This is a genomic window from Mycobacterium asiaticum (genome assembly GCF_001673315.1).
Taxonomy (GTDB): domain Bacteria; phylum Actinomycetota; class Actinomycetes; order Mycobacteriales; family Mycobacteriaceae; genus Mycobacterium; species Mycobacterium asiaticum_B.
This window is the reverse complement of record NZ_LZLQ01000100.1, coordinates 52439-72721: the sequence shown is the minus strand read 5'-3', so window position 1 is coordinate 72721 and position 20283 is coordinate 52439. Positions and strand designations below refer to the sequence as shown.

The following is a 20283-nucleotide window of genomic DNA, read 5'->3' as shown; positions in this document are numbered from 1 at the left end:
AGACTGCATTCAGGGTGTGTCACTTAGACATCGGGTGACATCGGGTGACATCGGGTCACCCTGGACGCAGACTCGGCGTCATTTTTGGTGGACAATGGCTGGGTGCAGTGGACCGGCGCACGTTATTCGGACACGCCAACGGTAGAGGCCGCGACGTGGATTGATGCCGATCAACATCGTGTTTGGGATCTGGTTTCCGACATCGAGCTGATGCCGAGCCTCAGCAACGAGTTGCTGGCGGTCGAGTGGCTGGACGGTGCCACCGGCCCGCAACTCGGATCCCGGTTCGTGGGGCACAACGAGCACGACGCATTCGGACGGTGGAGCACCACGTCACAGATCATTTCCTGTGACCAGCCCCGCGAATTCGCCTGGGCGGTGGGAGAACCCGACCATCCGGCGGCAATCTGGCGGTTCCGCCTGGCACCCAGGGACGGCGGCACCGCGCTGTCGTTCTGGACGCAGCTAGGTCCGGGCCGATCCGGGTTGTCGACCGCCATCGACGCGATGCCCGACAAGGAGCAGAAGATCGTGTTCGTGCGGCTACGGGAATTCGAAGCCGCCATCGACAAGACGTTGGCGGCGATCAAGAGGCTGGCCGAGCACGGGGTGCGGTGATGCGGACCGCGACGACCGTCGAACTGTCCGCAGGCCACGCCGCACGAGAGACCATCGACTTCGTCGTCGAGTCGGAGCGAATGGGCCTGGACGTGTGCTGGGTGGCCGAAGCGTGGGGCGCCGACGCTCCGTCGGTGCTGGGTCACCTCGCGGCCCGCACCGATCGGATGCTGCTCGGTTCCGGCGTGATCCAAGTCGGTATCCGCTCGGCGGTCCTCGTCGCCCAAACCGCGATCACCCTGTCCAACCTCTCGGGTGGCCGGTTCCTGCTCGGTCTGGGCGCCTCGGGTCCTCAGGTGATCGAAGGCTTGCACGGCGTGCCGTTCGCCAAGCCGCTCGTCCGGGTACGCGAGACTGTCGAGGTCATCCGTCAGGCATTCGCCGGTGGCAAAATCTCCTACTCCGGCAAGCAGATTCACATTCCCCGGCCCGGCGGCGAGGCAGTGCCGATGCGATTGTCGACACGGCCCGAACACCGGATTCCGCTCTATCTGGCCACCCTGTCGCCGGCCATGCTGCGGTTGACCGGGCAGCTCGCTGACGGGTGGCTGGGCACCAGTTTCGTTCCCGAGGGCGCCGAGACGGCCTACTTCGCCCATCTGGACGAGGGACTGGCCGCCGCCGGGCGCAACCGCTCCGACATCGACATCTGTCAGGGCGCCGAAGTTGCCTTTGCCGACGACGAAGACACCTTGCGTGACATGCTTGCCGCCCGCAAGTCGGAGCTGGCGTTCAGCCTCGGCGGTATGGGTTCGGCCAGCACGAACTATTACAACCAGGCCTACAGCCGGCAGGGCTGGAGCGATGCTGCCGCGGCGGTGCGGGAACGGTGGCATGCCGGGGACCGTACCGGGGCGGCCGCGCTGGTTACCGACGACATGGTGCTGGCCACCACCCTGATCGGCACCGAGGAGATGGTCCGGGCGCGCCTGGCGGTATGGCGCGACGCGGGCGTGGACACGGTACGGCTCTATCCCGCGGGTGAGACGCTCGATGCCAGGCTCTCGACGCTAGGCCGCGCGATCGAGCTGGTTCGCCAGCTCTAATGCACCGCGGTCGGCGCGTCGGATACTTGGACCAGTTGCACTTCCGGGCGGGCCGGCACCGCGTCGGCGAGGAACCATCGAAACGCGAGGTTGCCGCGCGGATATCCCAGTGTGGTAAGGGAATTCGGGTGTGCAGTTTTGCCGCGGGACAACACGATCGTCACTGACCCGTCAGCGTTGGGCACGGCGCTGTGACCGTTGACGGAGCAACGTGCGTCCGGTCCTTCCGCAGCTCCGTAGGTGGCCATGAACTGGTTCCACACCACCATGTTCCAGAACCGGCACGCCGGCGGCCGGTGCGTGATGAGGAGTGCCTCGTCGTCATCGAGCACGAAACTGCCGTACGCATAGCAGGCGTCGCGCGCCGACCAGCCGAAGTTGGCATCGGGTACCTGATAGGGTTCCGCGAATTGGTTTGCGGTGTGCGCGATTTCGTGGCCCAGCGAATGCGTGTCGGCTCTATTTCCCACGGGCAGTGGGACAATCGCGAACATGGTGCGCAACCAGGTGGCGGCCGCCCGCAACCGGTCCGCCGTTTCGGCGTCGCCGTGTTCGATCGGGTCCGGATCGTCTAGCGCCTCGATGTTCCAGACGACGGGGCGACCGGTAACGGGATCGGCCTGGTAGTCCCTCGTGATCAAGGCGGCAGCGTCGGGGGTCGGCGGGAATTCGAAGGAGAAGTTGCCGTCGGCGTCGATGTCGAGATCGGTGTCGCGAATTATCGCCACCACCCGATCCGACCACGCTCCGGGCGAGGGCTCGTTGTAGGCGGTGACCGAAAAGTACACGCTGTCACCCCTATTGCCGCTGATGCGGTAGCGGCGGCTCTCCTCGACCGGACACATGTAGTAGTACGCGTCGGTGTTGTCGCCGCCCCAGCGACGATCGCGACGAAAAGGTGTGTTCACTGCGACGAACTGCGGGCGACCGGGTTCGGTGAACAGGTAGCTGTCCAACGCGACGCCGAGGGTTGCGGCAAGCATCCGGTAGCCGTCGGCGACGTGCCGTTCGTCGGTGACCGCCCGCTCGCCCTCGAGAAAGGAGCGGTCCAGATCGCCCAGCGCGGCCAGTAACTCACGCCACGCGGTGGTCGATTCGTGCGTCATGCGCTGATTCCTTTCAGGAGCAACGTGGTGGTGCGGTCGATCCAAGCGTCGTCGAGATCGTTCGGCCTGGTGAGCAGGCCCAGCAGTACGACTCCGGCGACGGCGTCGGCCAGTTCGGCAGCGGTGACGTCGGCACGGATCTCACCCCGGGCGGTGGCAGCGTCGAGCCATGCGACGAGGGTGCCGCCGATCAAGCCGGCGAAACGTTGCAACAGTGCCGAATGCAGACTGGGATCGGCGGCCATCTCCCCGATCAACCCGGGCAGCGCGGCCCTGGCCGCCGGTGTGGTCAGCACTGCCCTTGTGCGGCAGACCATTTCACGTAGGTCATGGTGCAGTGAGCCCGAATCAGGAATCGCCGTGGCGGCCCCGATGGGGAACACCGCCTCGTGAACGAGGTGTGCCTTGCCGGGCCAGCGCCGGTAGATCGCCGGCTTGGACGTGCCGGCCCGCTCTGCGATGGCAGCGACCGAGAGCCCGGCGTACCCCTTCTCGGCAAGCAACTCGACGGTGGCGTCCAGCACTGCGGCGTCGATGCGCGGATCGCGGGGACGGCCAAAGTCTACAACCATTACGAAACTGAGAGTAACATAAGTCGCCGTGACCGTACGTCTCGAGGACCTCGCCCTGCCGCGGTTCAGCTCGCAGGCCCAGCCGATCCTGGACATGATGGCCGCGATGGCCCCGGACTGCCCGTTGGATGCGGATGCGTTGCACGCCAAGGCAACTGCCGACACCGGCCTGACGGATTTCGGTCCCGCCGACTACCGGGAACGACTCGATGTCTACCTGGCGGCGCTGTGCGAAATCGACATGCACGGGGCGGGCGTGGTCAATTTTCACGGGCAACTGCTGCAGTTGCTCAAGAATCGCCTGCTGCTGGCCGACCTACTGGCTCGCCACCCCGAGATCCACGACATCGAACTGAGTTCGCCGGTGGTCATCGCGGGGCTGCCCCGCACCGGCACCACCCATCTGCACAATCTGCTGGCGACACCGGCCACCTTCCGCACCATGCCGTACTGGGAAAGTAACGAGCCCTTCCCGTTGCCGGCCGAGGCGGGGCTGCAGCCCGATCCGCGGCGCACCCGGATGGACGTCGCGGTGAGTGTGATCAATCTGGTGATGCCACATTTCGTGCTCATGCACGAGATGACCACCGATCACGTCCACGAAGAAATCCAGCTGCTGGCCAACGATTTCTCCACCATGCTGTTCGAGACGCTCGCTCATGTGCCCCGTTGGCGCGACTACTACCAGAGCCATGATCAGACTCCGCACTACGAGTACCTCGCGACGCAACTGAAAGCCATGCAGTTTCTCCGCGGCGGAGAACGCTGGCTGCTCAAGTCGCCTCAGCATCTCGAGCAGGTACCGGTGCTGGATCGGGTATTCCCCGACAGCATCGTTGTTTTCACCCACCGCGACCCGGTGCCGGTTGCGCTGTCGATGGTCGCGATGATCACCTATTCCGCGCGTATGCACCGATCGGTGGTGCCCGTCGAGCAGACTGCCCGCTACTGGATCGACCGCCTCGAGCAGATGCTCAACGCACTGGTTCGCGATCGCGACACCATCGGTCCGGATCGCTCGATCGACGTTCGCTTCGACGACTTCATGGCCGACGAACTCGGCGTCGCCGAACGGATCTACGCCTTGGCGGGTGCGTCGTTCACCGAGGAAGCCCGAGTTGCGGTGGCCGACTACCTGGCCGGCCACCGCCGCGGTCGGCTGGGCAGCGTCGAAGCGTCCTTCGAAATGTTCGGGTTGGACGAAGCAGACCTGCGCGCGCGCTTCGCGCCCTATGTCGAGCGCTTCCTGCGCTAGGACTACGTTCTCAACACATGACCACTATGCCAACGCTCGAAGGCGTCGAACACCGGTTTGTCGATGTGGGCGGCGGCGTCACGATCCACGTCGCCGACGCGGGGCCGGCCGACGGTCCGGCGGTGATGCTGGTGCACGGTTTTCCGGAGAACTGGTGGGAGTGGCACAAACTGATCGGGCCACTGGCCGCCGACGGCTACCGGGTGCTGTGTCCCGACCTGCGTGGGGCCGGCTGGAGTTCGGCGCCGCGGTCGCGATATACGAAGGCCGAGATGGCCGACGACCTCGCCGCGGTGCTGGACAAGCTGGGCGTGGCCCAGGTGCGACTGGCCGCGCACGACTGGGGCGGGCCGGTGGCCTTCATCCTGATGCTGCGGCATCCCGACAAAGTCACTGGGTTCTTCGGAATGAACACTGTGGCACCGTGGGTGAAACGCGACCTCGGCGCAATTCGCAACTTCTGGCGGCTGTGGTATCAGATCCCGATCTCGTTGCCGCTCATCGGCCCTCGTCTGCTCACTGACCCAAAGGCCCGCTTCGCGCGCCGCCTGGGGGCCTGGGTCGGGGGCGGCTTCAACCTGCCTGACGAAGACATCCGGCTCTACATCGACCGGATGCGCCAGCCCGGTCATGCGGAGGCCGGTTCGCGGTGGTACCGGTCCTTTCAGACCGGAGAGATGCTGAGCTGGGTGCGCGGCGAGTACGAGGACGCGCGCGTCGAGGTGCCGGTGCGTTGGCTCACCGGCACCGAAGACCCCGTGATCACTCCAGACTTGACCGACGGATATGCCGAACGCATCGCCGATTTCGAGGTTGAGTTGGTGCCCGGCGTCGGGCACTGGATTGTCAGCCAACGACCCGATCTGGTGCTGGACCGCCTCCGCGCCTTCTTGCGCCTCTAACCGGGCCGGACCAGGATCCGGATCGGGTTGCCCTCCTGGCGGTCCAGTTTTGCGATGCCGTCGTGGATGTCCTCCAGTGCGATGATCTCGCTGATCGACCGCGAAAGATCAAGGCGCCCAGCCGAAACCAGCTTAGCCAGGGTTTCGATGTCGACGTTCTGATAGCCCAGGTGGCCCAGTGCCTGCTTGCGGCTCAAGCCGAACATCGCGGTCGGGCCCACCGTCGGTGCCTCCGCGCTCATCCCGACTCCCACCAGCCGGCCACCTGACGTCAGGGAATCCAGCGCCTGCTCGAAGGTGGTTTTCAGGCCGACGGCGTCGAACGCCACGTCCAGCTTCCGGCCACCGGTGACTTCGGCGATCTTGTCCTGCAAGCGCGCGTCGCGGCTGTCGAACGCGTAGTCCGCGCCGATCTCCAGCGCACGCTCCAGCACTGCGGGATTGATGTCGAGCGCGATCACCGGCACCGCGCCGACGAGGCGGGCGAGTTGGACTATGTGGGTGCCGACGCCACCCACGCCCCACACCCCGACCGTTTCCCCGACCGTCACCTTGCCGGTGCGCACCACGGCACCGAACGGCGTCGAGACCGCGTCGGCCAGAATCGCGGCCTGCTCGAGGGGAACGTTGTCGGGTACGCGGGTCAGGCCGGCGGCCTGCGCGACGGTGTATTCGGCCCATGCGCCGTCGTAGGCAAAGGCCATCAGCTGGATTCGCAGGCAGTTCACCACGTCCCCGCGGCGGCAGTTCGGGCAGTGCAGGCAGGGGCGACCGGCGGCCACCACGACCCGGTCGCCCTCGGCCCAGCCGGTAACGTCGGGGCCGAGGCGGGCGATGGTGCCTGAGGCTTCGTGGCCCTGGGTCACTACTGGCGTCATGGCCGGGAAGGTGCCGTTGATCAGGCTCAGATCGGAATGGCAGATCCCGCAGAAGGCGACTTTGACCAGGACTTCACCGGGACCCGGCTCGGGGATCGGGACATCTTCCAGCACAACCCGTTTGGTGTCGGCGTAGAAGCGTTCGGCCAGCATCGTCGGGGCCATGACTATTCGACGCCGATAGTGACTTCGGTGGATTTGATGAAGACCGTCGCCGGCTGGCCCACCTGCAGGCCGAGGTCGACGGCGGCGTCTTTGGTGATCGACGATGTGATGACCTGGTCGCCCCCGTCGAGGCGGATTTTGACGATGGCCATGACGCTGCCGAGGTCTAGTTCGGCGATGGTCCCCTTGAGCTGGTTTCGAGTCGATAGGCGCATGCCAACCGAGCCTAGGCCCGTGGCCCGAGCAAGGCGATCGCCGCATCCACTGCGGGTTCGACGATGTCACGGGTCGACCTGCCGTCCTCGACCGCCAGGGCGACGAGTTCGCGAAGGCCACCCAGCAGGATCACCGCCAGCGGAGGGCTCAGCGGCGGCAGTCCGGCCCGCTGGAATCCCGGGCTACCGCTCAGGTCGATCAGCAGATTGGCGAGCAGATCCAGGCCCTGACGCTGGACGGGTCGGGCGACCTCGCCGAGGTACGGAAGCTCGCGAATCCAGCTCAGCGCGATCGCCGGTCGGGACTCGATACTGCCGACGTAGCCTTCCACGGCCTGGCGGATCTGTTTTTGCCAGTCGGCCGCGGGATCGACCGCGCCGCGAATGTCCTCGGCCGTGATCGCGACCTCCAGCCGCAACAACTCCAGGAAACATTGCTCCTTGCTGGCGAATCGGTCGTAGAAGGTGCGCTTGGACGTCCGGGCGTGGCGGACGATGTCGGCGACGGTGCTAGCGCGGTATCCGCGTTCGCGGATCGAGGCGTCGAGGCCGTCCAGCAGCCGAAGCCGGAACGGGTCGGACTCGGTCAGAACCGTGTCGCCAGCTACTGCCGTCACGGACCGAGCCCCTTTCGGTCGAATGCTTGTCAGCTTTGGTACCACTGCCAGCTTTGGTACCACTTGTCAGCTTTGGTACTACAGAGTACCGTACTGGGAAAGCCCTTGGTACGACGCCGTACCAGCCCTCTGCTGGGGGGCCGACGTTGGGAGTTGCACCTCCATGAGCCACGCCATCACCGACGCGCCCACGTTGTCCGAAGTCCACCTGCCGTCGACAGTTCGGGTACCGAAGCTGTTGCAGGGGTTCGGCTTTTCGATGTATCGGCGCGGAATGCTGCGGCGACTGGCCGATCATTACGGCACCGTGTTCACGGTGCACATCCCCATGTATGGCCGCATGGTGGTGGTCGGCGAGCCGCAACTGGCCAAGCAGATTTTCACCACCAGCCCAGACGCATTGGGCAATATCCAACCCAATTTGAGCCGGATGTTCGGCTCGGGTTCGGTCTTCGGCCTCGAAGGCGACGACCACCGCCGGCGGCGCCGCTTGCTGGCGCCCCCGTTCCACGGCAAGAGCATGAAGAACTACGAGACCATCATCGAGGAAGAGACCCTGCGGGAGACTGCCGGCTGGCCCGAAGGGCAGTCCTTTGCGACGTTGCCATCGATGATGCACATCACCCTCAACGCCATCCTGCGTGCCGTCTTCGGTGCCGACGGCGCCGAGCTAGACGAACTGCGCCGCATCATCCCGCCGTGGGTGACCCTGGGTTCACGACTGGCGGCGGTGCCCAAACCCAAGCGCGATTACGGCCGGTACAGCCCGTGGGGGAGGCTTACCGCGTTTCGGCGCGACTACGAGCGGGTCATCGACCGGCTGATCGAGCTGGAGCGCTCCGACGCCGACTTCGCCGAGCGCAACGACGTGCTCGCCCTGATGCTGCGCAGCAGATATGAGGACGGAACGGTCATGTCCCGCAAGGACATCGGCGACGAGTTGCTCGCGCTGCTGGCCGCCGGCCACGAGACCACGGCTTCGACGCTGGCCTGGGCTTTCGAGCGAATTACCCGTCACCCCGAGGTGCTGGCCGGCCTGGTCGAGGAAGCCGACAATGAGGGTTCTTCAGGCGGCAGTGAGCTACGGCAGGCCACCATCCTTGAAGTCCAGCGCGCGCGGTCCATCATCGATCTGGCGGGCCGGGAGGTTTACCCCGAGACTTATCAGCTCGGCGAGTGGGTGATTCCGCGCGGATTTTCGATCATTGTCAGCATCGGGCAGATTCACGAGAACCCCGACGTCTTCGAAGATCCGGAGCGTTTCGATCCGCAGCGCTACATCGGTGGCAAGCCGTCGGCCTTCGCGTGGATTCCCTTCGGCGGCGGCACCCGCCGCTGTGTGGGTGCCGCGTTCGCGAACATGGAAATGGACGTTGTGTTACGAACAGTGTTGCGCAACTTCATAATTGAGCCGACAACTGCCCCCGGTGAGCGGCGACACTGCCGTGGCGTCGCCTACACCCCCAAAGATGGCGGGCGAATCGTGGTGCACCGGCGCTAGCGGTTGGCCTCGGCGCGCCGCGGCAGTTTCCAGCCCGGCCGCACGAAGTGGCAGGTGTAGCCGTTGGGGTAGCGCTGCAGGTAGTCCTGGTGTTCGGGTTCAGCCTCCCAGAAATCCCCGGCCGGGCTGACCTCGGTCACCACCTTGCCCGGCCACAGACCGGAGGCGTCGACGTCGGCGATCGTGTCCAGGGCCACCCGTTTCTGCTCGTCGTCGAGGTAGAAGATGGCCGACCGGTAGCTCAGTCCCCGGTCGTTACCCTGGCGGTTTTTGGTGCTCGGGTCGTGGATCTGGAAGAAGAACTCCAAAATGGTGCGGTAGTCGGTGACCGAAGGGTCGAAGACGATCTCGACGGCCTCGGCATGCGTGCCGTGATTGCGGTAGGTCGCGTTGGGAACGTCGCCGCCGCTGTAGCCGACTCGCGTGGAAATCACTCCGGGTTGCTTGCGAATCAGGTCCTGCACGCCCCAGAAGCAGCCACCGGCCAGAATGGCCTTCTCAGTGCTTGTCATTGCTCCTCCTAACGTGGGCCGGGTTCCCGTGGACGCGCAGAAGCCCCACGCTACACTCCGCCCGTGAGGTGTAACGGCGCGTGAGCGCCCCGAAATTCCCCCGCAGCGAACTGGTCGAGGCCTTCGCAAAATTCGAGCAGACGGTCGCGCGGGCCGCCGAAACGCAGGACTGGGACGCATGGGTGCAGCACTACACGCCTGACGTCCTCTACATCGAGCACGCGGCGGGCACCATGCACGGCCGCGACGAGGTGCGGACCTGGATCAAACGCACGATGACGTCGTTTCCGGGCAGCCACATGGTGGAGTTCCCCTCCTTGTGGTCGGTCATCGATGAACCCACCGCCCGCGTGATCATGGAACTCGACAACCCGATGCGGGATCCGGGCGACGGCAGCGTGATCACCGCGACCAACATCTCGATCATCACCTACGCCGGTGACGGGCTGTGGCGACGGCAGGAAGACATCTACAACCCGCTGCGCTTCGTTCAGGCCGCACTCAAGTGGTGCCGCAAAGCCCAAGAGTGCGGCACCCTCGACGAGGAGGCCGCGCGTTTCATGAAGCAGTACGGGGGTGCTTCGTGAGCGCCGCACCGAAACTGGTGATCGGCGCCAACGGCTTTCTCGGGTCGCATGTGACCCGACTGCTCGTCGAAGACGGTCACCAGGTACGCGTCATGGTGCGCCCCAACGCCAACACGCGCTCGATCGACGACTTGGAGTTGACCCGCTTTCACGGCGACGTCTTCGATACCGCCACCGTGCGCGAGGCCATGGAAGGGTGTGACGACGTCTACTACTGCGTTGTCGACACGCGCGCATGGCTGCGCGATCCGTCGCCGCTGTTCCGCACCAACGTCGAGGGCTTGCGCAACGTCCTGGACGTCGCCGTGGAGAAGCCGATCGCTGCCAACCTGCGCAGACTCGTCTTCACCAGCACCTACGCCACGGTGGATCGCCGACACGGCCGGGTGGCCACCGAATCCGACCGAATCGGCCCGGATCGCAAGGTCACTCCCTACGTCCAGTCCCGGGTGCAGGCCGAGGATTTGGTGCTGCGCTACGTCGCCGAGCATGGCCTGCCCGCCGTCGCGATGTGCGTCTCAACCACCTATGGCGCCGGGGACTGGGGACGGACCCCGCACGGCGCGTTCATCGCGGGTGCGGTTTTCGGCAAGCTGCCTTTTCTGATGAAAGACATCCAACTCGAAGTGGTCGGGGTCGACGATGCCGCGCGGGCGATGCTCCTGGCCGCCGAACGCGGCCGCAACGGCGAGAAGTACCTGGTCTCCGAACGCATGATGGCCCTGACCGACGTGGTCCGCATCGCCGCCGACGAAGCGGGGGTGCCGCCGCCGCAACGCTCGATACCGGTGTCGCTGCTCTATGCCCTCGGCGCACTGGGCAGCCTGCGTGCCCGGCTGACCGGCAAGGACGCCGAACTCAGCCTCGACTCGGTGCGGATGATGCGCGCCGAAGCCCCTGTCGATCACGGCAAAGCGGTTCGCGAGTTGGGCTGGCAGCCGCGTCCGGTTGAGGAGTCGATCCGGGAGGCGGCCCGCTTCTGGCGCGACATGCGCAAGGGCAGGAGCCGGGCGAGTTAGCAGTGCTTCGCGCTCAGATGCGGTCGATCCGGTTGCGGCCCAACGTCTTCGCTCGGTACACGGCGGGCGGTGACGGCGGAGTTGTGCACCGCGTTCCTGAAAAATTCGTCAGCGGGGTTGTAGGGAAGGTGGGCGAGATTACCGTCGCAAACCAGCAAACCGACGATGCACGATGGTCCGACGACGAACGGTGGCAGTTGATCCGCCAGGGCGGTATCGAGGTATTCCGCCGGGAGGGATTTTCTCGTGCCCGCCTCGAGGACGTCGCCATCGAAGTGGGCATCGACCGCGCCTTACTGTGCCGTTACGTCCGGTCGAAGGAAGAGTTGTTCGTGGCGCTGGTCGAACAGCCGGCCTACGAGATGACGCGCCGTTGCCGCGAAGCACTTGCATCCGACCTGAGCGCCGACCAGAAACTACGGCTGGCCCTGCGTGCTTTCATCGAGGGCCTTGCCACGCACCCCGAGCTGTTCCTGCTGTTCAACGAAAGCCGTTATCTTGCAACAACGTTCGAGGCTCGAGATATCGTCGAGAACGCCGATTCCTACGGCAAGACGCTGTGCGCCATCGTTACGGAGGGCGTCAGATCCGGAGTGTTCCGCTCGGACCTGGACCCGCGCCTGGTCATGCTCGGCATCCTCGGCATGCACAACTGGATCCACCGTTGGTATGTCCCGGGCGGGCGCAACTCGTTGACCGAGATCGGCGACACCTTCGCGGAGATGGTCCTGGCCGGCCTGCGGCCAATAGGACGTTGAGCGCACCCGGCGGGAATGCTGACCCACGACAGGTGTTGCACATAACCATGAACCATCCGGAAATCAAAGAACCCAACGCCGGGCACCCCATCACCATCGAGCCGAACCCGGGCCGGGTGCAGGTGCGCATCAACGGTGAACTTGTCGCAGACACGACCGCCGCCCTGCAGCTGCGGGAGGCGACTTTGCCTGTGGTGCAATATATTCCGTTCGAAGATGTAGTCGAGGAGCGGCTGACTCGGACCGAGACCAGCAGCTACTGCCCCTTCAAGGGCGAAGCCAGCTACTACAGCGTGACCACCTCGGCCGGCGACACCGTGGCGGACGCGATCTGGACCTACGAACAGCCGTACCCCGCGGTCGCCGCCATCGCTGGGCACGTCGCCTTCTACCCGAACAAGGCCGAGATCACCCTCGGCTAGAACGGGCCTAGAACGGGCCTAGAACGGGCCTAGAACGGGCCTAGGACTCGGCGAACATTCTCGCGAAGGACTGGGTGTCGCTGTATTCGCGCAGTGCGGTGATCATGCCGTCGTGGGTGTCGAAGATGCAGACGAATGGGCTTTCGTATTTGGTGCCGTCGGCGTTGACGCCCTCGGTCTGTCCTTCGATCACCACCGTCTCTCCCTCGTTGACGCAGCGCAGCAGGTCGATGTTGCTGACCTCGAAGACCTGCATGCGCCGTTCGTTGGCGCGGCGCATCGCGTCCTTGTCCAAAGTGGTCCGGGTGACGATGCTCCAGTAGGTGAAGTCGTCGCTGAGCAGGGCGAAACCTTCCTCCAAGTCGCCACCCCGGCACAAGCTCTGCAGGAACATCCATGCCAGCTCGGCCTGCGGGTCGTCAAACGGCGTCATCACGGCGTCATCACAAAGGTCATCCTGGCTTGGAAGATAGTTAAGGGTCAATCGACGATGCCGGATACGGGATAACCGTTCGGCTGGCGGATAGGAAAGGCAGCGGCTTGACGATCGCGCGCACCGTCACCTTTCCCGGTGCCGTCAGCTTCGGGCACACGTTGGCGCCGCTGCGGCGGGGGCACGGGGACCCGTGCTTCCGCGCGTCGGGGGACGGCAAGATCTGGCGGACGAGTCTGCTGTCGAGCGGACCCGTCACCGCGCTGATCAGTCGGGTGGATGCCGCGCAGGTGCACTGCGCGGCTTGGGGTAGCGGCGCCGCCGAGTTCCTCGAACTCTTGCCGGCGATGCTGGGCGCTGACGACGACGACTCGGACTTCGTCCCGTGCCACCCGACCGTCGCCGCCGCACGCCAACGGGTGCCGCACCTGCGGCTTGGCCGCACCGGTCGGGTGTTGGAGGCCCTGATCCCGGCAATCATCGAGCAGCGAGTACCGGGCGCCGACGCCTTCCGGTCTTGGCGGGTTCTGGTCACCAAATACGGCACCCCCGCACCCGGACCGGCGCCGGTCGGCATGCGGGTGCAGCCCTCGGCCGACGCATGGCGGCATATCCCGTCCTGGGAGTTCCATCTGGCCAACGTCGACCCTGGACGGGCGCAGACCGTGGTCAGCTGTGCGCGGCGGGCGTCGTCGCTGGAACGGTTGGTAGGGATGCCGCCTGCGCAGGCTCGCGCGGCACTGATGTCGTTACCCGGTGTCGGCGTGTGGACCGCGGCCGAGACCGCACAACGCGCATTCGGTGATGCCGACGCGCTGTCGGTCGGCGACTACCACGTCCCGAAAATGATCGGCTGGACATTGATCGGCCGTCCGGTGGACGACGCCGGGATGCTCGAGTTGCTCGAACCGATGCGCCCACACCGGCACCGGGTGGTCCGGTTGCTCGAAGCCAGCGGGCTGGCCTACGAACCGCGCCGCGGCGCCCGGTTGCCGGTGCAGCACATTCGTTTTCTGTAGTGGTTCCTTGTCTGTAGTGGTTCCTTTTCTGTAGTGGTTCCTTTTCTGTAGTGGTTAAGGACAGGACCACCGGGTACCCAGCCGAGGGAACAGACCGGGTACCGAAATCAGGGAGAATTCCATGGCGCAGTTCACAATTCCAGGCTTGACGGACAAGCAGGGGGCGCGGCTCACCGAATTGCTGCAGAAGCAATTGAGCACGTACAACGATCTGCACTTGACCCTCAAGCACGTGCACTGGAATGTGGTCGGCCCCAACTTCATCGGTGTGCACGAGATGTTGGATCCGCAGGTGAAGACGGTCCGCGGATACGCCGATGAGGTTGCCGAACGCATCGCGGCGCTGGGTGGTTCACCGGAAGGCACTCCGGGTGCGATCATTCGGGATCGCACGTGGGACGACTACTCGATCGGCCGGGATTGCGTGCAGTCGCACCTGGCCGCACTCGACCTGGTCTACACCGGCGTGATCGAAGATCTCCGCAAGAGCATCGAGGAGACCGAGGAACTCGACCCGGTCACCCAGGATCTGTTGATCGGCCACGCGGGGCAGCTCGAGCAGTATCAGTGGTTCATCCGGGCGCACCTGGAGAGTGCGGGCGGCCAGTTGCATCACGAGGGCGCTTCGAGCGAAAAGGACGCCGCGAGCTCAGCCCGCGATCAGTCCTGATCCGACGCGGACTTTCGCGCGCGCTCGGCCTCCCGTTCGCGCCGTTCCCGCTGAGCGCTCCCGCGGTCGAGCCGCTGCGCCTCGTAGATGGTGACGTTGGTTCGCGACATCAGCAGTGCAGCGATTCCCACCGACAGGATGGCCCCAGGCACCACTGAGAACGAACCCGTCATCTCCGCGACCATGATCATGATCGCCAGCGGGGCGCGGGCGACGCTGCCGAAACACGTCATCATCCCCACCACCACGAAGATCCCGGGCTGCTCGGGCACCCCGGGCAGCCCGGCCAGGTCACTCAGTCGCCAGACCGCGGCCCCGACGAATGCGCCGATCACGATCCCGGGTCCGAACAGTCCCCCGGAACCGCCACTGCCGATGGACAGGCAGGTGGCGACAATCTTGGCGACTGGCAGCACGACGATGATCCACAGTGGAATCGCCATGAGCGATCCGCGATCGGCGGCCAACTGTGCCCAGCCATAGCCGCTGCTCAGTACCTGTGGGATCACCAGGCCCAGCAGCCCGACCAGCAACCCGCCCACTGCCGGCTTGACGATGGCTCCGCCCGGTAGTCGGCGCACCACAGCAAGCGTCGCGTGGAAGCTCCTGGCGTACAGATAGCCGACGGCAGCCGCGATCACCCCGATCACTACGAACCACAGCAGCGGGCCGGCCCGCTCGAAACGGTATTCGGCGTCGATGTAACCGAACAGCGGTTCGAACCCCAGGACGGACCCGAGCACCGCGTACGCGGTGCCCGAAGTGATGAATCCGGGCAACAGGCTGCGGTAATCGAAATCGTCGCGGTAGGTGATCGATGCGGCCAGCACGGCCCCACCCAGCGGTGCGGCGAAGATGGCGCCGATTCCGGCCCCGATGCCCAGGCCCACCGCGATGCGGCCGTCCTCGTCGGACAGATTGAGCCGACGGGTCAGCATCGAACAGAATCCGGCGCTGATGTGCGCCGTCGGCCCTTCACGTCCACCCGACCCCCCCGACCCGATCGTCAGCGCGCTGGCGACCATCTTCACCAGCACTGCCCGGCCGCGAATGGCGCGAGGATCGGTGTGTACCGCCTCAATGGCCTCGTCGGTGCCGTGGCCCGTCGCTTCGGGCGCGAACTTCGCGACGATCAGTGCCGAAAGCAGTGCCCCACCCGTCGTCACCAGCGGAATGGCCCATGGGCGGGAGAATCCGGCGGACCCGCGGCTGCCGCCTTCGCCTACCGGAGTGGGCACCTGGTACCCGGCCAGATAACCGAGCAGGAATTCACCGGTGTACTTCAACGCCAGGTAGAACACGACGGCACCCAGGCCGGCGATGACCCCGATGGTGACACCCAAAGCGAGCCATTTGGGCAGGTAAGACGAGTTTCTCAGGGAAGCCCCGAATCGTCCGCCGGCCGCCTCCGGCGGGGCTTCGTGGTCATCCACCGAACCCACTGTAGCCAAGCAGGAATAAGTGGACCACGGTCCGGTTATATGGGTAGCCCGTTGAGGAGGTCCCGATGCCAGCCATCACCGCAGACACGCTCACCCTGACCCGGATCGGCCGACCCGGCCCGGCCGACATCGAGCGACCCGTTCGATCGATCACCACCGGTCCGCGCGGCTACGAGGGACTCGGGTTCCCGGTGGTGCGCGCATTCGCCGGTGTCAGCACCGCCGCCCTCGACCCGTTTGTGCACATGGACCAGATGGGCGAGGTGGATTACGAACCCGGCGAACCCCGGGGAACCGATTGGCATCCCCACCGCGGGTTCGAAACCGTGACGTACATGATCGACGGAAAGTTCGCTCACCAGGATTCGTACGGGGGTGGTGGACTGATCACCGACGGCGCCACCCAATGGATGACAGCTGGATCCGGCATCCTACACATTGAAACCCCGCCCGTCGAGATGGTAAATCGCGGCGGGATTTTTCATGGAATCCAGTTGTGGGTCAATCTGCCGAAGCGGGATAAGTTCGCGCCGCCGCGGTATCAAGCCATCGAAGGCTCCGACACCACGTTGCTTTCCTCTGATGACGGCGGCGCGTTGGTTCGCGTCATCGCCGGTGAAATCGACGGTCATCGGGGACCGGGCATCACGCACACGCCCATCAACCTGGTGCACGCAACTCTCACGAGCGCTGCGCGACTTGACATTCCGTGGCCCCGCGACTTCAACGCCCTGGTCTATGCCATGGCGGGGAGAGGATCGATAGGGCCGGCCGGGCACCCGCTGGAGCAAGGGCAACTGGCCGTTCTGGGTCCCGGCGACCGGATTTCCGTCACGGCCGGGCGCTCCGCCCTGGACGTGTTGATCCTGGGCGGGCGGCCGATTCGCGAGCCGGTTTTCCACTACGGACCATTCGTGATGAACACCCGGGCCGAGGTGCTGCAGGCGCTGGAGGACTATCAAACTGGCAAGTTCCGTAGCATCCCGCAGAACGCACTGATGCCACGTCGTGGCGGTGGCACACTCTAGTAATGCCGAAAGTGGCAAGCCGCGGGCCAGGGCGCCCTCCGGCCGCAAAGGCCGACGAGACCCGCAAGCGAATTGTGCGTGCCGCGCGCCAGGTGTTCAGCGAGCGCGGCTACGACGGCGCGACGTTCCAGGCCATCGCCGTAATTGCCGACCTGACCCGGCCGGCGATCAATCACTACTTCGCCAGCAAGCGCGTGTTGTACGCGGAAGTGGCCGACCGCACCAACGAACTCGTGATCGACGCCGGCATCGACCGAGCGCGCGGGGAGACCACATTGATCGGGCGGGTGGCTGCGTTCATCACGGTGGCGATGGAGGTCGATGCTGAGAATCCGTGTACGGCGGCGTTCCTGGCGACGGCCGTGCTTGATTCGCAGCGGAACCCGGAATTGAGCCGCGACGAGAATGACGCGGTGCGCAGGACCCGAGAATTTCTGGTCTGGGCTGTCAACGACGCGATCGAGCGCGGGGAACTAGCCACCGACGTCGAGGTCGATTCGCTGGCGGAAGTATTGCTGCTGATGCTGTGTGGCGTCGGGTTCTACGCCGGGTTCGTCGGTACCTACCAGGACGTGGACCACATGATGGGCACCTTGCGGCAGTTGATCTCGGGCAGCTTATTGGCCCCGGGACGGCAGTGAACTAACGCACAAAGCGTATAGACTGCCTAACTTATTAGGTATCATGACCCAGTCATGACTGATCTCGACTTGCCCTCGCTGCGCACCGCAGGCGACAGTTGGCACATCACCGAGAGTGTCGGCGCTACCGCCCTAGCAGTCGCGGCTTCCCGGGCGGTGGAGACCGCGGGACCGCAGCCACTGATTCGCGACGACTTCGCCGCAGTCCTGGTCTCTTCGGCCGGCCCGGCTTGGGCGCGGCTGGCCGATCCGGACATCGCTTGGCTCGACGGTGACCGGCACGGGCAACGGTTGCATCGCGTCGGCTGCGACTACCAGGCCGTGCGCACGCACTACTTCGACGAATACTTCGCCACCGCCGGCAAAGCCGGGATCCGCCAAATGGTGATTCTCGCGGCCGGCCTGGATTCGCGCGCATATCGGCTGCACTGGGCGTCCGGCACCGAGGTGTACGAGATCGACCAGCCCAAAGTGCTGGAGTACAAGGCCGAGATCCTGGGTGGCTGTGGCGCCCTTCCTTCCGCGAGCCGGCACGCCGTCGCGGTCGACCTGCGCGACGACTGGCCCACCGCCTTGATCGCCGCCGGCTTCGAACCCAGCCGGCCGACCGCGTGGTTGGCTGAAGGCTTGCTGGCCTACTTGCCCAGCGACGCCCAGGACCGCCTTTTCCAGATGTGCACGGCGCTGAGCGCACCGGGCAGCCGCATTGCCGTCGAGGCGTTCACGATGCGGATCGACGGCAACAAACAGCGCTGGAACCGGATGCGCGACCGGCTGGGGCTGGATGTCAACGTCGAGGCGCTCACTTACCACGAGCCGGACCGATCCGACCCCGCACATTGGTTGGCCGAACACGGCTGGCAGGTCGACAGCATCGCCAACCACCTCGAGATGGCGCGACTGGATCGGCCCGTGCCGGAGGATCTGCTGGACGAGGCGGTTAGGACCACACTGATGTGGGCGTGCAAGACAACAGACGAGTCGCATAGGGCGGGAGCATCCGGATGAGCACACTGCGCAGCCACGACGACACCTGGGACATCAGGACCAGCGTCGGCACCACTGCCGTGATGGTGGCTGCGGCCCGAGCCGTCGAAACCGAGCAACCCGATGCGCTCATCCGCGATCCGTACGCCAAGCTGCTGGTCACCAATGCCAATGCCGGTGTGTTGTGGGAAGCCATGCTCGACCCCGCGGTCGCGGCCAAGGTGGAAAGCCTGGATGCCGAAGCCGCCGCGATGATCCGGCACATGCGCGGCTACCAGGCGGTGCGGACCCATTTCTTCGACACTTTCTTCGCCGAGGCCACCGCTGCCGGGATCCGGCAGGTGGTCATCCTCGCCTCGGGACTGGACTCCCGAGCTTTCCGGCTGGACTGGCCGGCCGGTACCACCGTTTACGAGATCGACCAGCCCCAAGTGCTGGAATACAAGTCTTCGACGCTGACCGACAACGGTGTGAGACCGTCGGCTGATCGGCGGCCCGTAGGGATCGACTTGCGCCAGGATTGGCCCGCGGCGCTACGCGACGCCGGCTTCGACGCGACCGCCCGGACGGCCTGGCTGGCTGAGGGGCTGCTGATGTACCTGCCGGCCGAAGCGCAGGACAAATTGTTCGCCCAGGTCGGTGAGTTGAGTCCGCCGGGAAGCCGGATCGCCGCCGAAACAGCCGCATCGCATGCCGACGAACGGCGCGAACAGATGCGGGCGCGCTTCAAGAAGATCGCCGAGCAGATCGGCCTCGAAGAAAGCATCGACGTCGGCGAGCTGATGTATCGCGACGAACACCGGGCTGAAGTGGCCGAGTGGTTGAACAGTCACGGTTGGCGAGCCACCGGGCAGAGTTCCGCCGACGTAATGCAAGGGCTGGGCCGCTGGGTTGCCGAAGTTCCGATGGCTGACGACAAGGACGCGTTCTCCGAGTTTGTGACTGCGGAGCGGCTGTAATGCCGCGCACCGCGGACGATTCCTGGGACATCGCAACGAGCGTGGGAGCAACCGCGGTCATGGTGGCATTGGCGCGGGCCGCGGAAACGGCCAGCCCCGACCCGTTGATCCGGGACGAGTTCGCCGAGCCGCTGGTGTCCACCCCGGAGCTCGCGGCGGTACGCGAGCAGGTGGCTGCGTGGTGGTCGCCGCAGCCGGAAGACGGTGAGGACACCGACTTCACCGTTGACTCCCAGCAGATGATCAATTACCAGGCCGTGCGCACGCACTTCTTCGACGACTTCTTCGCCGCCGCAACCGCATCCGGTATCCGGCAGGTTGTGCTGCTGGCCGCCGGGCTGGACTCCCGCGCCTATCGGCTGGACTGGGCGGCCGGCACCACCGTCTATGAGATCGACCTGCCCAGGGTGCTCGAGTACAAGGCGGCGACGCTTGCCGAGCTAGGCGCTGCGCCGCACGCGGACCGTCGCCCGGTCGCCGTCGACCTGCGTCACGATTGGCCGCAGGCGCTGCGCGACGCCGGCTACGACGTGAACCGACCGACCGCCTGGCTGGCCGAAGGTCTGCTGCCTTTCCTTCCAGCAACCGCGCAGGAGTCGATGTTCGCCTCGATCGACGCCCTGAGTGGAGCGGGCAGCCGGGTCGCCGTCGAGGTCTTCGGGGTCGACGACGAGAAACGGGAAGAAGCGCAACAGAAGTGGGCGCAACTCAGGGCCCGACGGGCCGCCCGCGGCGAGGACACCTCGTTCAATCCGTTCGATCTGTGGTTCGACGACGAGGGTCGTCCCGACCCGGTCGACTGGTTCGCCGCGCAGGGTTGGGCCGCCGAAGCGATCTCGGCGCGGGACGAGGGAGCGCGGTTGGGCCGGCCGCCAGAGTCCGACGACCGCCGCTTCTTGAACTATTTCGTGACCGCAGCCAAGCCCTGAGC

General features: G+C 65.5%; 24 protein-coding genes. 16 read left to right on the top strand and 8 right to left on the bottom strand.

Annotated features, from left to right (window positions below):
* The first annotated feature begins 102 nt into the window (after positions 1 to 102).
* A complete protein-coding gene (locus A5636_RS16200) occupies positions 103 to 618 on the top strand; it encodes an SRPBCC family protein (RefSeq protein ID WP_065159697.1) in 516 nt (171 codons plus the stop codon).
* Complete coding sequence (locus A5636_RS16195) at positions 618 to 1664, top strand: LLM class flavin-dependent oxidoreductase (RefSeq protein WP_065159661.1); 1047 nt, start codon at positions 618 to 620, stop codon at positions 1662 to 1664. Before A5636_RS16200 ends, A5636_RS16195 begins: the two co-directional genes overlap by 1 nt.
* Here A5636_RS16195 and A5636_RS16190 read toward each other — a convergent pair.
* Positions 1661 to 2770, bottom strand: a complete 1110-nt coding sequence (locus tag A5636_RS16190) for a DUF1214 domain-containing protein (protein ID WP_065159660.1) — start codon at positions 2768 to 2770, stop codon at positions 1661 to 1663. The two genes, A5636_RS16195 and A5636_RS16190, sit on opposite strands and share 4 nt — an antisense overlap.
* Positions 2767 to 3342 (bottom strand): TetR/AcrR family transcriptional regulator, encoded by a 576-nt coding sequence (locus tag A5636_RS16185; protein ID WP_065159659.1) that lies wholly within the window; start codon positions 3340 to 3342, stop codon positions 2767 to 2769. Before A5636_RS16185 ends, A5636_RS16190 begins: the two co-directional genes overlap by 4 nt.
* A 28-nt stretch (positions 3343 to 3370) precedes the next feature.
* Here A5636_RS16185 and A5636_RS16180 point away from each other — a divergent pair, with 28 nt between their 5' ends.
* Together A5636_RS16180 and A5636_RS16175 are read left to right on the top strand one after the other, a co-directional pair.
* Positions 3371 to 4597 carry a sulfotransferase family protein gene (locus tag A5636_RS16180; protein ID WP_065159658.1) on the top strand — a complete coding sequence of 409 codons (1227 nt, stop codon included), beginning with the start codon at positions 3371 to 3373 and terminating at the stop codon, positions 4595 to 4597.
* Between the two features lie 17 nt (positions 4598 to 4614).
* Entirely contained in the window at positions 4615 to 5499 is an 885-nt protein-coding gene (locus A5636_RS16175; protein ID WP_065159657.1) for an alpha/beta fold hydrolase, read from the top strand.
* Here A5636_RS16175 and A5636_RS16170 read toward each other — a convergent pair.
* From A5636_RS16170 to A5636_RS16160, 3 genes are read right to left on the bottom strand one after another with little or no spacing between them, the layout of a single operon-like run.
* A complete protein-coding gene (locus A5636_RS16170) occupies positions 5496 to 6542 on the bottom strand; it encodes a zinc-binding dehydrogenase (RefSeq protein ID WP_065159656.1) in 1047 nt (348 codons plus the stop codon). The two genes, A5636_RS16175 and A5636_RS16170, sit on opposite strands and share 4 nt — an antisense overlap.
* 2 nt (positions 6543 to 6544) lie before the next feature.
* Positions 6545 to 6757 carry a TOBE domain-containing protein gene (locus A5636_RS16165; RefSeq protein ID WP_065159655.1) on the bottom strand — a complete coding sequence of 71 codons (213 nt, stop codon included), beginning with the start codon at positions 6755 to 6757 and terminating at the stop codon, positions 6545 to 6547.
* An 11-nt stretch (positions 6758 to 6768) separates the two neighbouring features.
* Positions 6769 to 7374 carry a TetR/AcrR family transcriptional regulator gene (locus tag A5636_RS16160; protein ID WP_065159654.1) on the bottom strand — a complete coding sequence of 202 codons (606 nt, stop codon included), beginning with the start codon at positions 7372 to 7374 and terminating at the stop codon, positions 6769 to 6771.
* A 163-nt stretch (positions 7375 to 7537) separates the two neighbouring features.
* On the opposite strand from A5636_RS16160, the gene A5636_RS16155 reads away from it, so the two are divergent.
* A complete protein-coding gene (locus A5636_RS16155; protein ID WP_065159653.1) occupies positions 7538 to 8875 on the top strand; it encodes a cytochrome P450 in 1338 nt (445 codons plus the stop codon).
* On the opposite strand, the gene msrA is transcribed toward A5636_RS16155, so the two are convergent.
* On the bottom strand, positions 8872 to 9387 hold the full coding sequence (msrA, locus tag A5636_RS16150) for a peptide-methionine (S)-S-oxide reductase MsrA (RefSeq protein WP_065159652.1): 516 nt from the start codon (positions 9385 to 9387) through the stop codon (positions 8872 to 8874). The genes A5636_RS16155 and msrA overlap by 4 nt on opposite strands.
* An 80-nt stretch (positions 9388 to 9467) precedes the next feature.
* Here msrA and A5636_RS16145 point away from each other — a divergent pair, with 80 nt between their 5' ends.
* From A5636_RS16145 to A5636_RS16130, 4 genes are all read left to right on the top strand, one after another.
* Complete coding sequence (locus tag A5636_RS16145; protein WP_065159651.1) at positions 9468 to 9974, top strand: nuclear transport factor 2 family protein; 507 nt, start codon at positions 9468 to 9470, stop codon at positions 9972 to 9974.
* Complete coding sequence (locus tag A5636_RS16140) at positions 9971 to 10993, top strand: NAD-dependent epimerase/dehydratase family protein (protein WP_065159650.1); 1023 nt, start codon at positions 9971 to 9973, stop codon at positions 10991 to 10993. Before A5636_RS16145 ends, A5636_RS16140 begins: the two co-directional genes overlap by 4 nt.
* 83 nt (positions 10994 to 11076) lie before the next feature.
* Entirely contained in the window at positions 11077 to 11751 is a 675-nt protein-coding gene (locus A5636_RS16135; protein ID WP_253900606.1) for a TetR/AcrR family transcriptional regulator, read from the top strand.
* 47 nt (positions 11752 to 11798) lie between these two features.
* The gene (locus A5636_RS16130) at positions 11799 to 12173 is read left to right on the top strand and encodes a DUF427 domain-containing protein (RefSeq protein WP_065159649.1); all 375 of its coding nucleotides are present in this window, start codon (positions 11799 to 11801) and stop codon (positions 12171 to 12173) included.
* Positions 12174 to 12213: 40 nt separating this feature from the next.
* On the opposite strand, the gene A5636_RS16125 is transcribed toward A5636_RS16130, so the two are convergent.
* Positions 12214 to 12606, bottom strand: coding sequence for a nuclear transport factor 2 family protein (locus tag A5636_RS16125; protein WP_065159648.1), 393 nt, complete (start codon positions 12604 to 12606; stop codon positions 12214 to 12216).
* A gap of 107 nt (positions 12607 to 12713) precedes the next feature.
* Between A5636_RS16125 and A5636_RS16120 the strand changes: the two genes are divergently transcribed.
* Positions 12714 to 13625, top strand: coding sequence for a DNA-3-methyladenine glycosylase family protein (locus A5636_RS16120; RefSeq protein ID WP_065159647.1), 912 nt, complete (start codon positions 12714 to 12716; stop codon positions 13623 to 13625).
* A gap of 121 nt (positions 13626 to 13746) precedes the next feature.
* A complete protein-coding gene (locus A5636_RS16115; protein WP_065159646.1) occupies positions 13747 to 14295 on the top strand; it encodes a Dps family protein in 549 nt (182 codons plus the stop codon).
* On the opposite strand, the gene A5636_RS16110 is transcribed toward A5636_RS16115, so the two are convergent.
* Positions 14286 to 15776 carry a chloride channel protein gene (locus A5636_RS16110; RefSeq protein WP_155763840.1) on the bottom strand — a complete coding sequence of 497 codons (1491 nt, stop codon included), beginning with the start codon at positions 15774 to 15776 and terminating at the stop codon, positions 14286 to 14288. The genes A5636_RS16115 and A5636_RS16110 overlap by 10 nt on opposite strands.
* 26 nt (positions 15777 to 15802) lie before the next feature.
* On the opposite strand from A5636_RS16110, the gene A5636_RS16105 reads away from it, so the two are divergent.
* The 5 genes from A5636_RS16105 to A5636_RS16085 are packed head-to-tail and all read left to right on the top strand — an operon-like array spanning position 15803 to position 20281.
* Positions 15803 to 16765 (top strand): pirin family protein, encoded by a 963-nt coding sequence (locus tag A5636_RS16105; RefSeq protein ID WP_065159645.1) that lies wholly within the window; start codon positions 15803 to 15805, stop codon positions 16763 to 16765.
* Between the two features lie 2 nt (positions 16766 to 16767).
* A complete protein-coding gene (locus tag A5636_RS16100) occupies positions 16768 to 17406 on the top strand; it encodes a TetR/AcrR family transcriptional regulator (protein ID WP_065159644.1) in 639 nt (212 codons plus the stop codon).
* Positions 17407 to 17460: 54 nt separating this feature from the next.
* Positions 17461 to 18414 carry a class I SAM-dependent methyltransferase gene (locus tag A5636_RS16095; protein ID WP_065159643.1) on the top strand — a complete coding sequence of 318 codons (954 nt, stop codon included), beginning with the start codon at positions 17461 to 17463 and terminating at the stop codon, positions 18412 to 18414.
* Positions 18411 to 19352: a class I SAM-dependent methyltransferase gene (locus tag A5636_RS16090; RefSeq protein WP_065159642.1), complete on the top strand. Its 942-nt coding sequence runs from the start codon at positions 18411 to 18413 to the stop codon at positions 19350 to 19352. The genes A5636_RS16095 and A5636_RS16090 overlap by 4 nt, the downstream gene beginning before the upstream one ends.
* Positions 19352 to 20281, top strand: coding sequence for a class I SAM-dependent methyltransferase (locus A5636_RS16085; RefSeq protein WP_065159641.1), 930 nt, complete (start codon positions 19352 to 19354; stop codon positions 20279 to 20281). Before A5636_RS16090 ends, A5636_RS16085 begins: the two co-directional genes overlap by 1 nt.
* The last annotated feature ends 2 nt before the right edge of the window (positions 20282 to 20283 follow it).

What these genes read in the sequence shown, in the direction of transcription:
- A5636_RS16195 (WP_065159661.1), top strand. Translation starts at nt 618, where the DNA reads ATGCGGACCGCGACGACCGTCGAACTGTCCGCAGGCCACGCCGCACGA.
- A5636_RS16190 (WP_065159660.1), bottom strand. Translation starts at nt 2,770, where the DNA reads ATGACGCACGAATCGACCACCGCGTGGCGTGAGTTACTGGCCGCGCTG.
- A5636_RS16185 (WP_065159659.1), bottom strand. Translation starts at nt 3,342, where the DNA reads ATGGTTGTAGACTTTGGCCGTCCCCGCGATCCGCGCATCGACGCCGCA.
- A5636_RS16175 (WP_065159657.1), top strand. Translation starts at nt 4,615, where the DNA reads ATGACCACTATGCCAACGCTCGAAGGCGTCGAACACCGGTTTGTCGAT.
- A5636_RS16170 (WP_065159656.1), bottom strand. Translation starts at nt 6,542, where the DNA reads ATGGCCCCGACGATGCTGGCCGAACGCTTCTACGCCGACACCAAACGG.
- A5636_RS16165 (WP_065159655.1), bottom strand. Translation starts at nt 6,757, where the DNA reads ATGCGCCTATCGACTCGAAACCAGCTCAAGGGGACCATCGCCGAACTA.
- A5636_RS16155 (WP_065159653.1), top strand. Translation starts at nt 7,538, where the DNA reads ATGAGCCACGCCATCACCGACGCGCCCACGTTGTCCGAAGTCCACCTG.
- msrA (WP_065159652.1), bottom strand. Translation starts at nt 9,387, where the DNA reads ATGACAAGCACTGAGAAGGCCATTCTGGCCGGTGGCTGCTTCTGGGGC.
- A5636_RS16130 (WP_065159649.1), top strand. Translation starts at nt 11,799, where the DNA reads ATGAACCATCCGGAAATCAAAGAACCCAACGCCGGGCACCCCATCACC.
- A5636_RS16125 (WP_065159648.1), bottom strand. Translation starts at nt 12,606, where the DNA reads ATGACGCCGTTTGACGACCCGCAGGCCGAGCTGGCATGGATGTTCCTG.
- A5636_RS16115 (WP_065159646.1), top strand. Translation starts at nt 13,747, where the DNA reads ATGGCGCAGTTCACAATTCCAGGCTTGACGGACAAGCAGGGGGCGCGG.
- A5636_RS16105 (WP_065159645.1), top strand. Translation starts at nt 15,803, where the DNA reads ATGCCAGCCATCACCGCAGACACGCTCACCCTGACCCGGATCGGCCGA.
- A5636_RS16100 (WP_065159644.1), top strand. Translation starts at nt 16,768, where the DNA reads ATGCCGAAAGTGGCAAGCCGCGGGCCAGGGCGCCCTCCGGCCGCAAAG.
- A5636_RS16095 (WP_065159643.1), top strand. Translation starts at nt 17,461, where the DNA reads ATGACTGATCTCGACTTGCCCTCGCTGCGCACCGCAGGCGACAGTTGG.
- A5636_RS16090 (WP_065159642.1), top strand. Translation starts at nt 18,411, where the DNA reads ATGAGCACACTGCGCAGCCACGACGACACCTGGGACATCAGGACCAGC.
- A5636_RS16085 (WP_065159641.1), top strand. Translation starts at nt 19,352, where the DNA reads ATGCCGCGCACCGCGGACGATTCCTGGGACATCGCAACGAGCGTGGGA.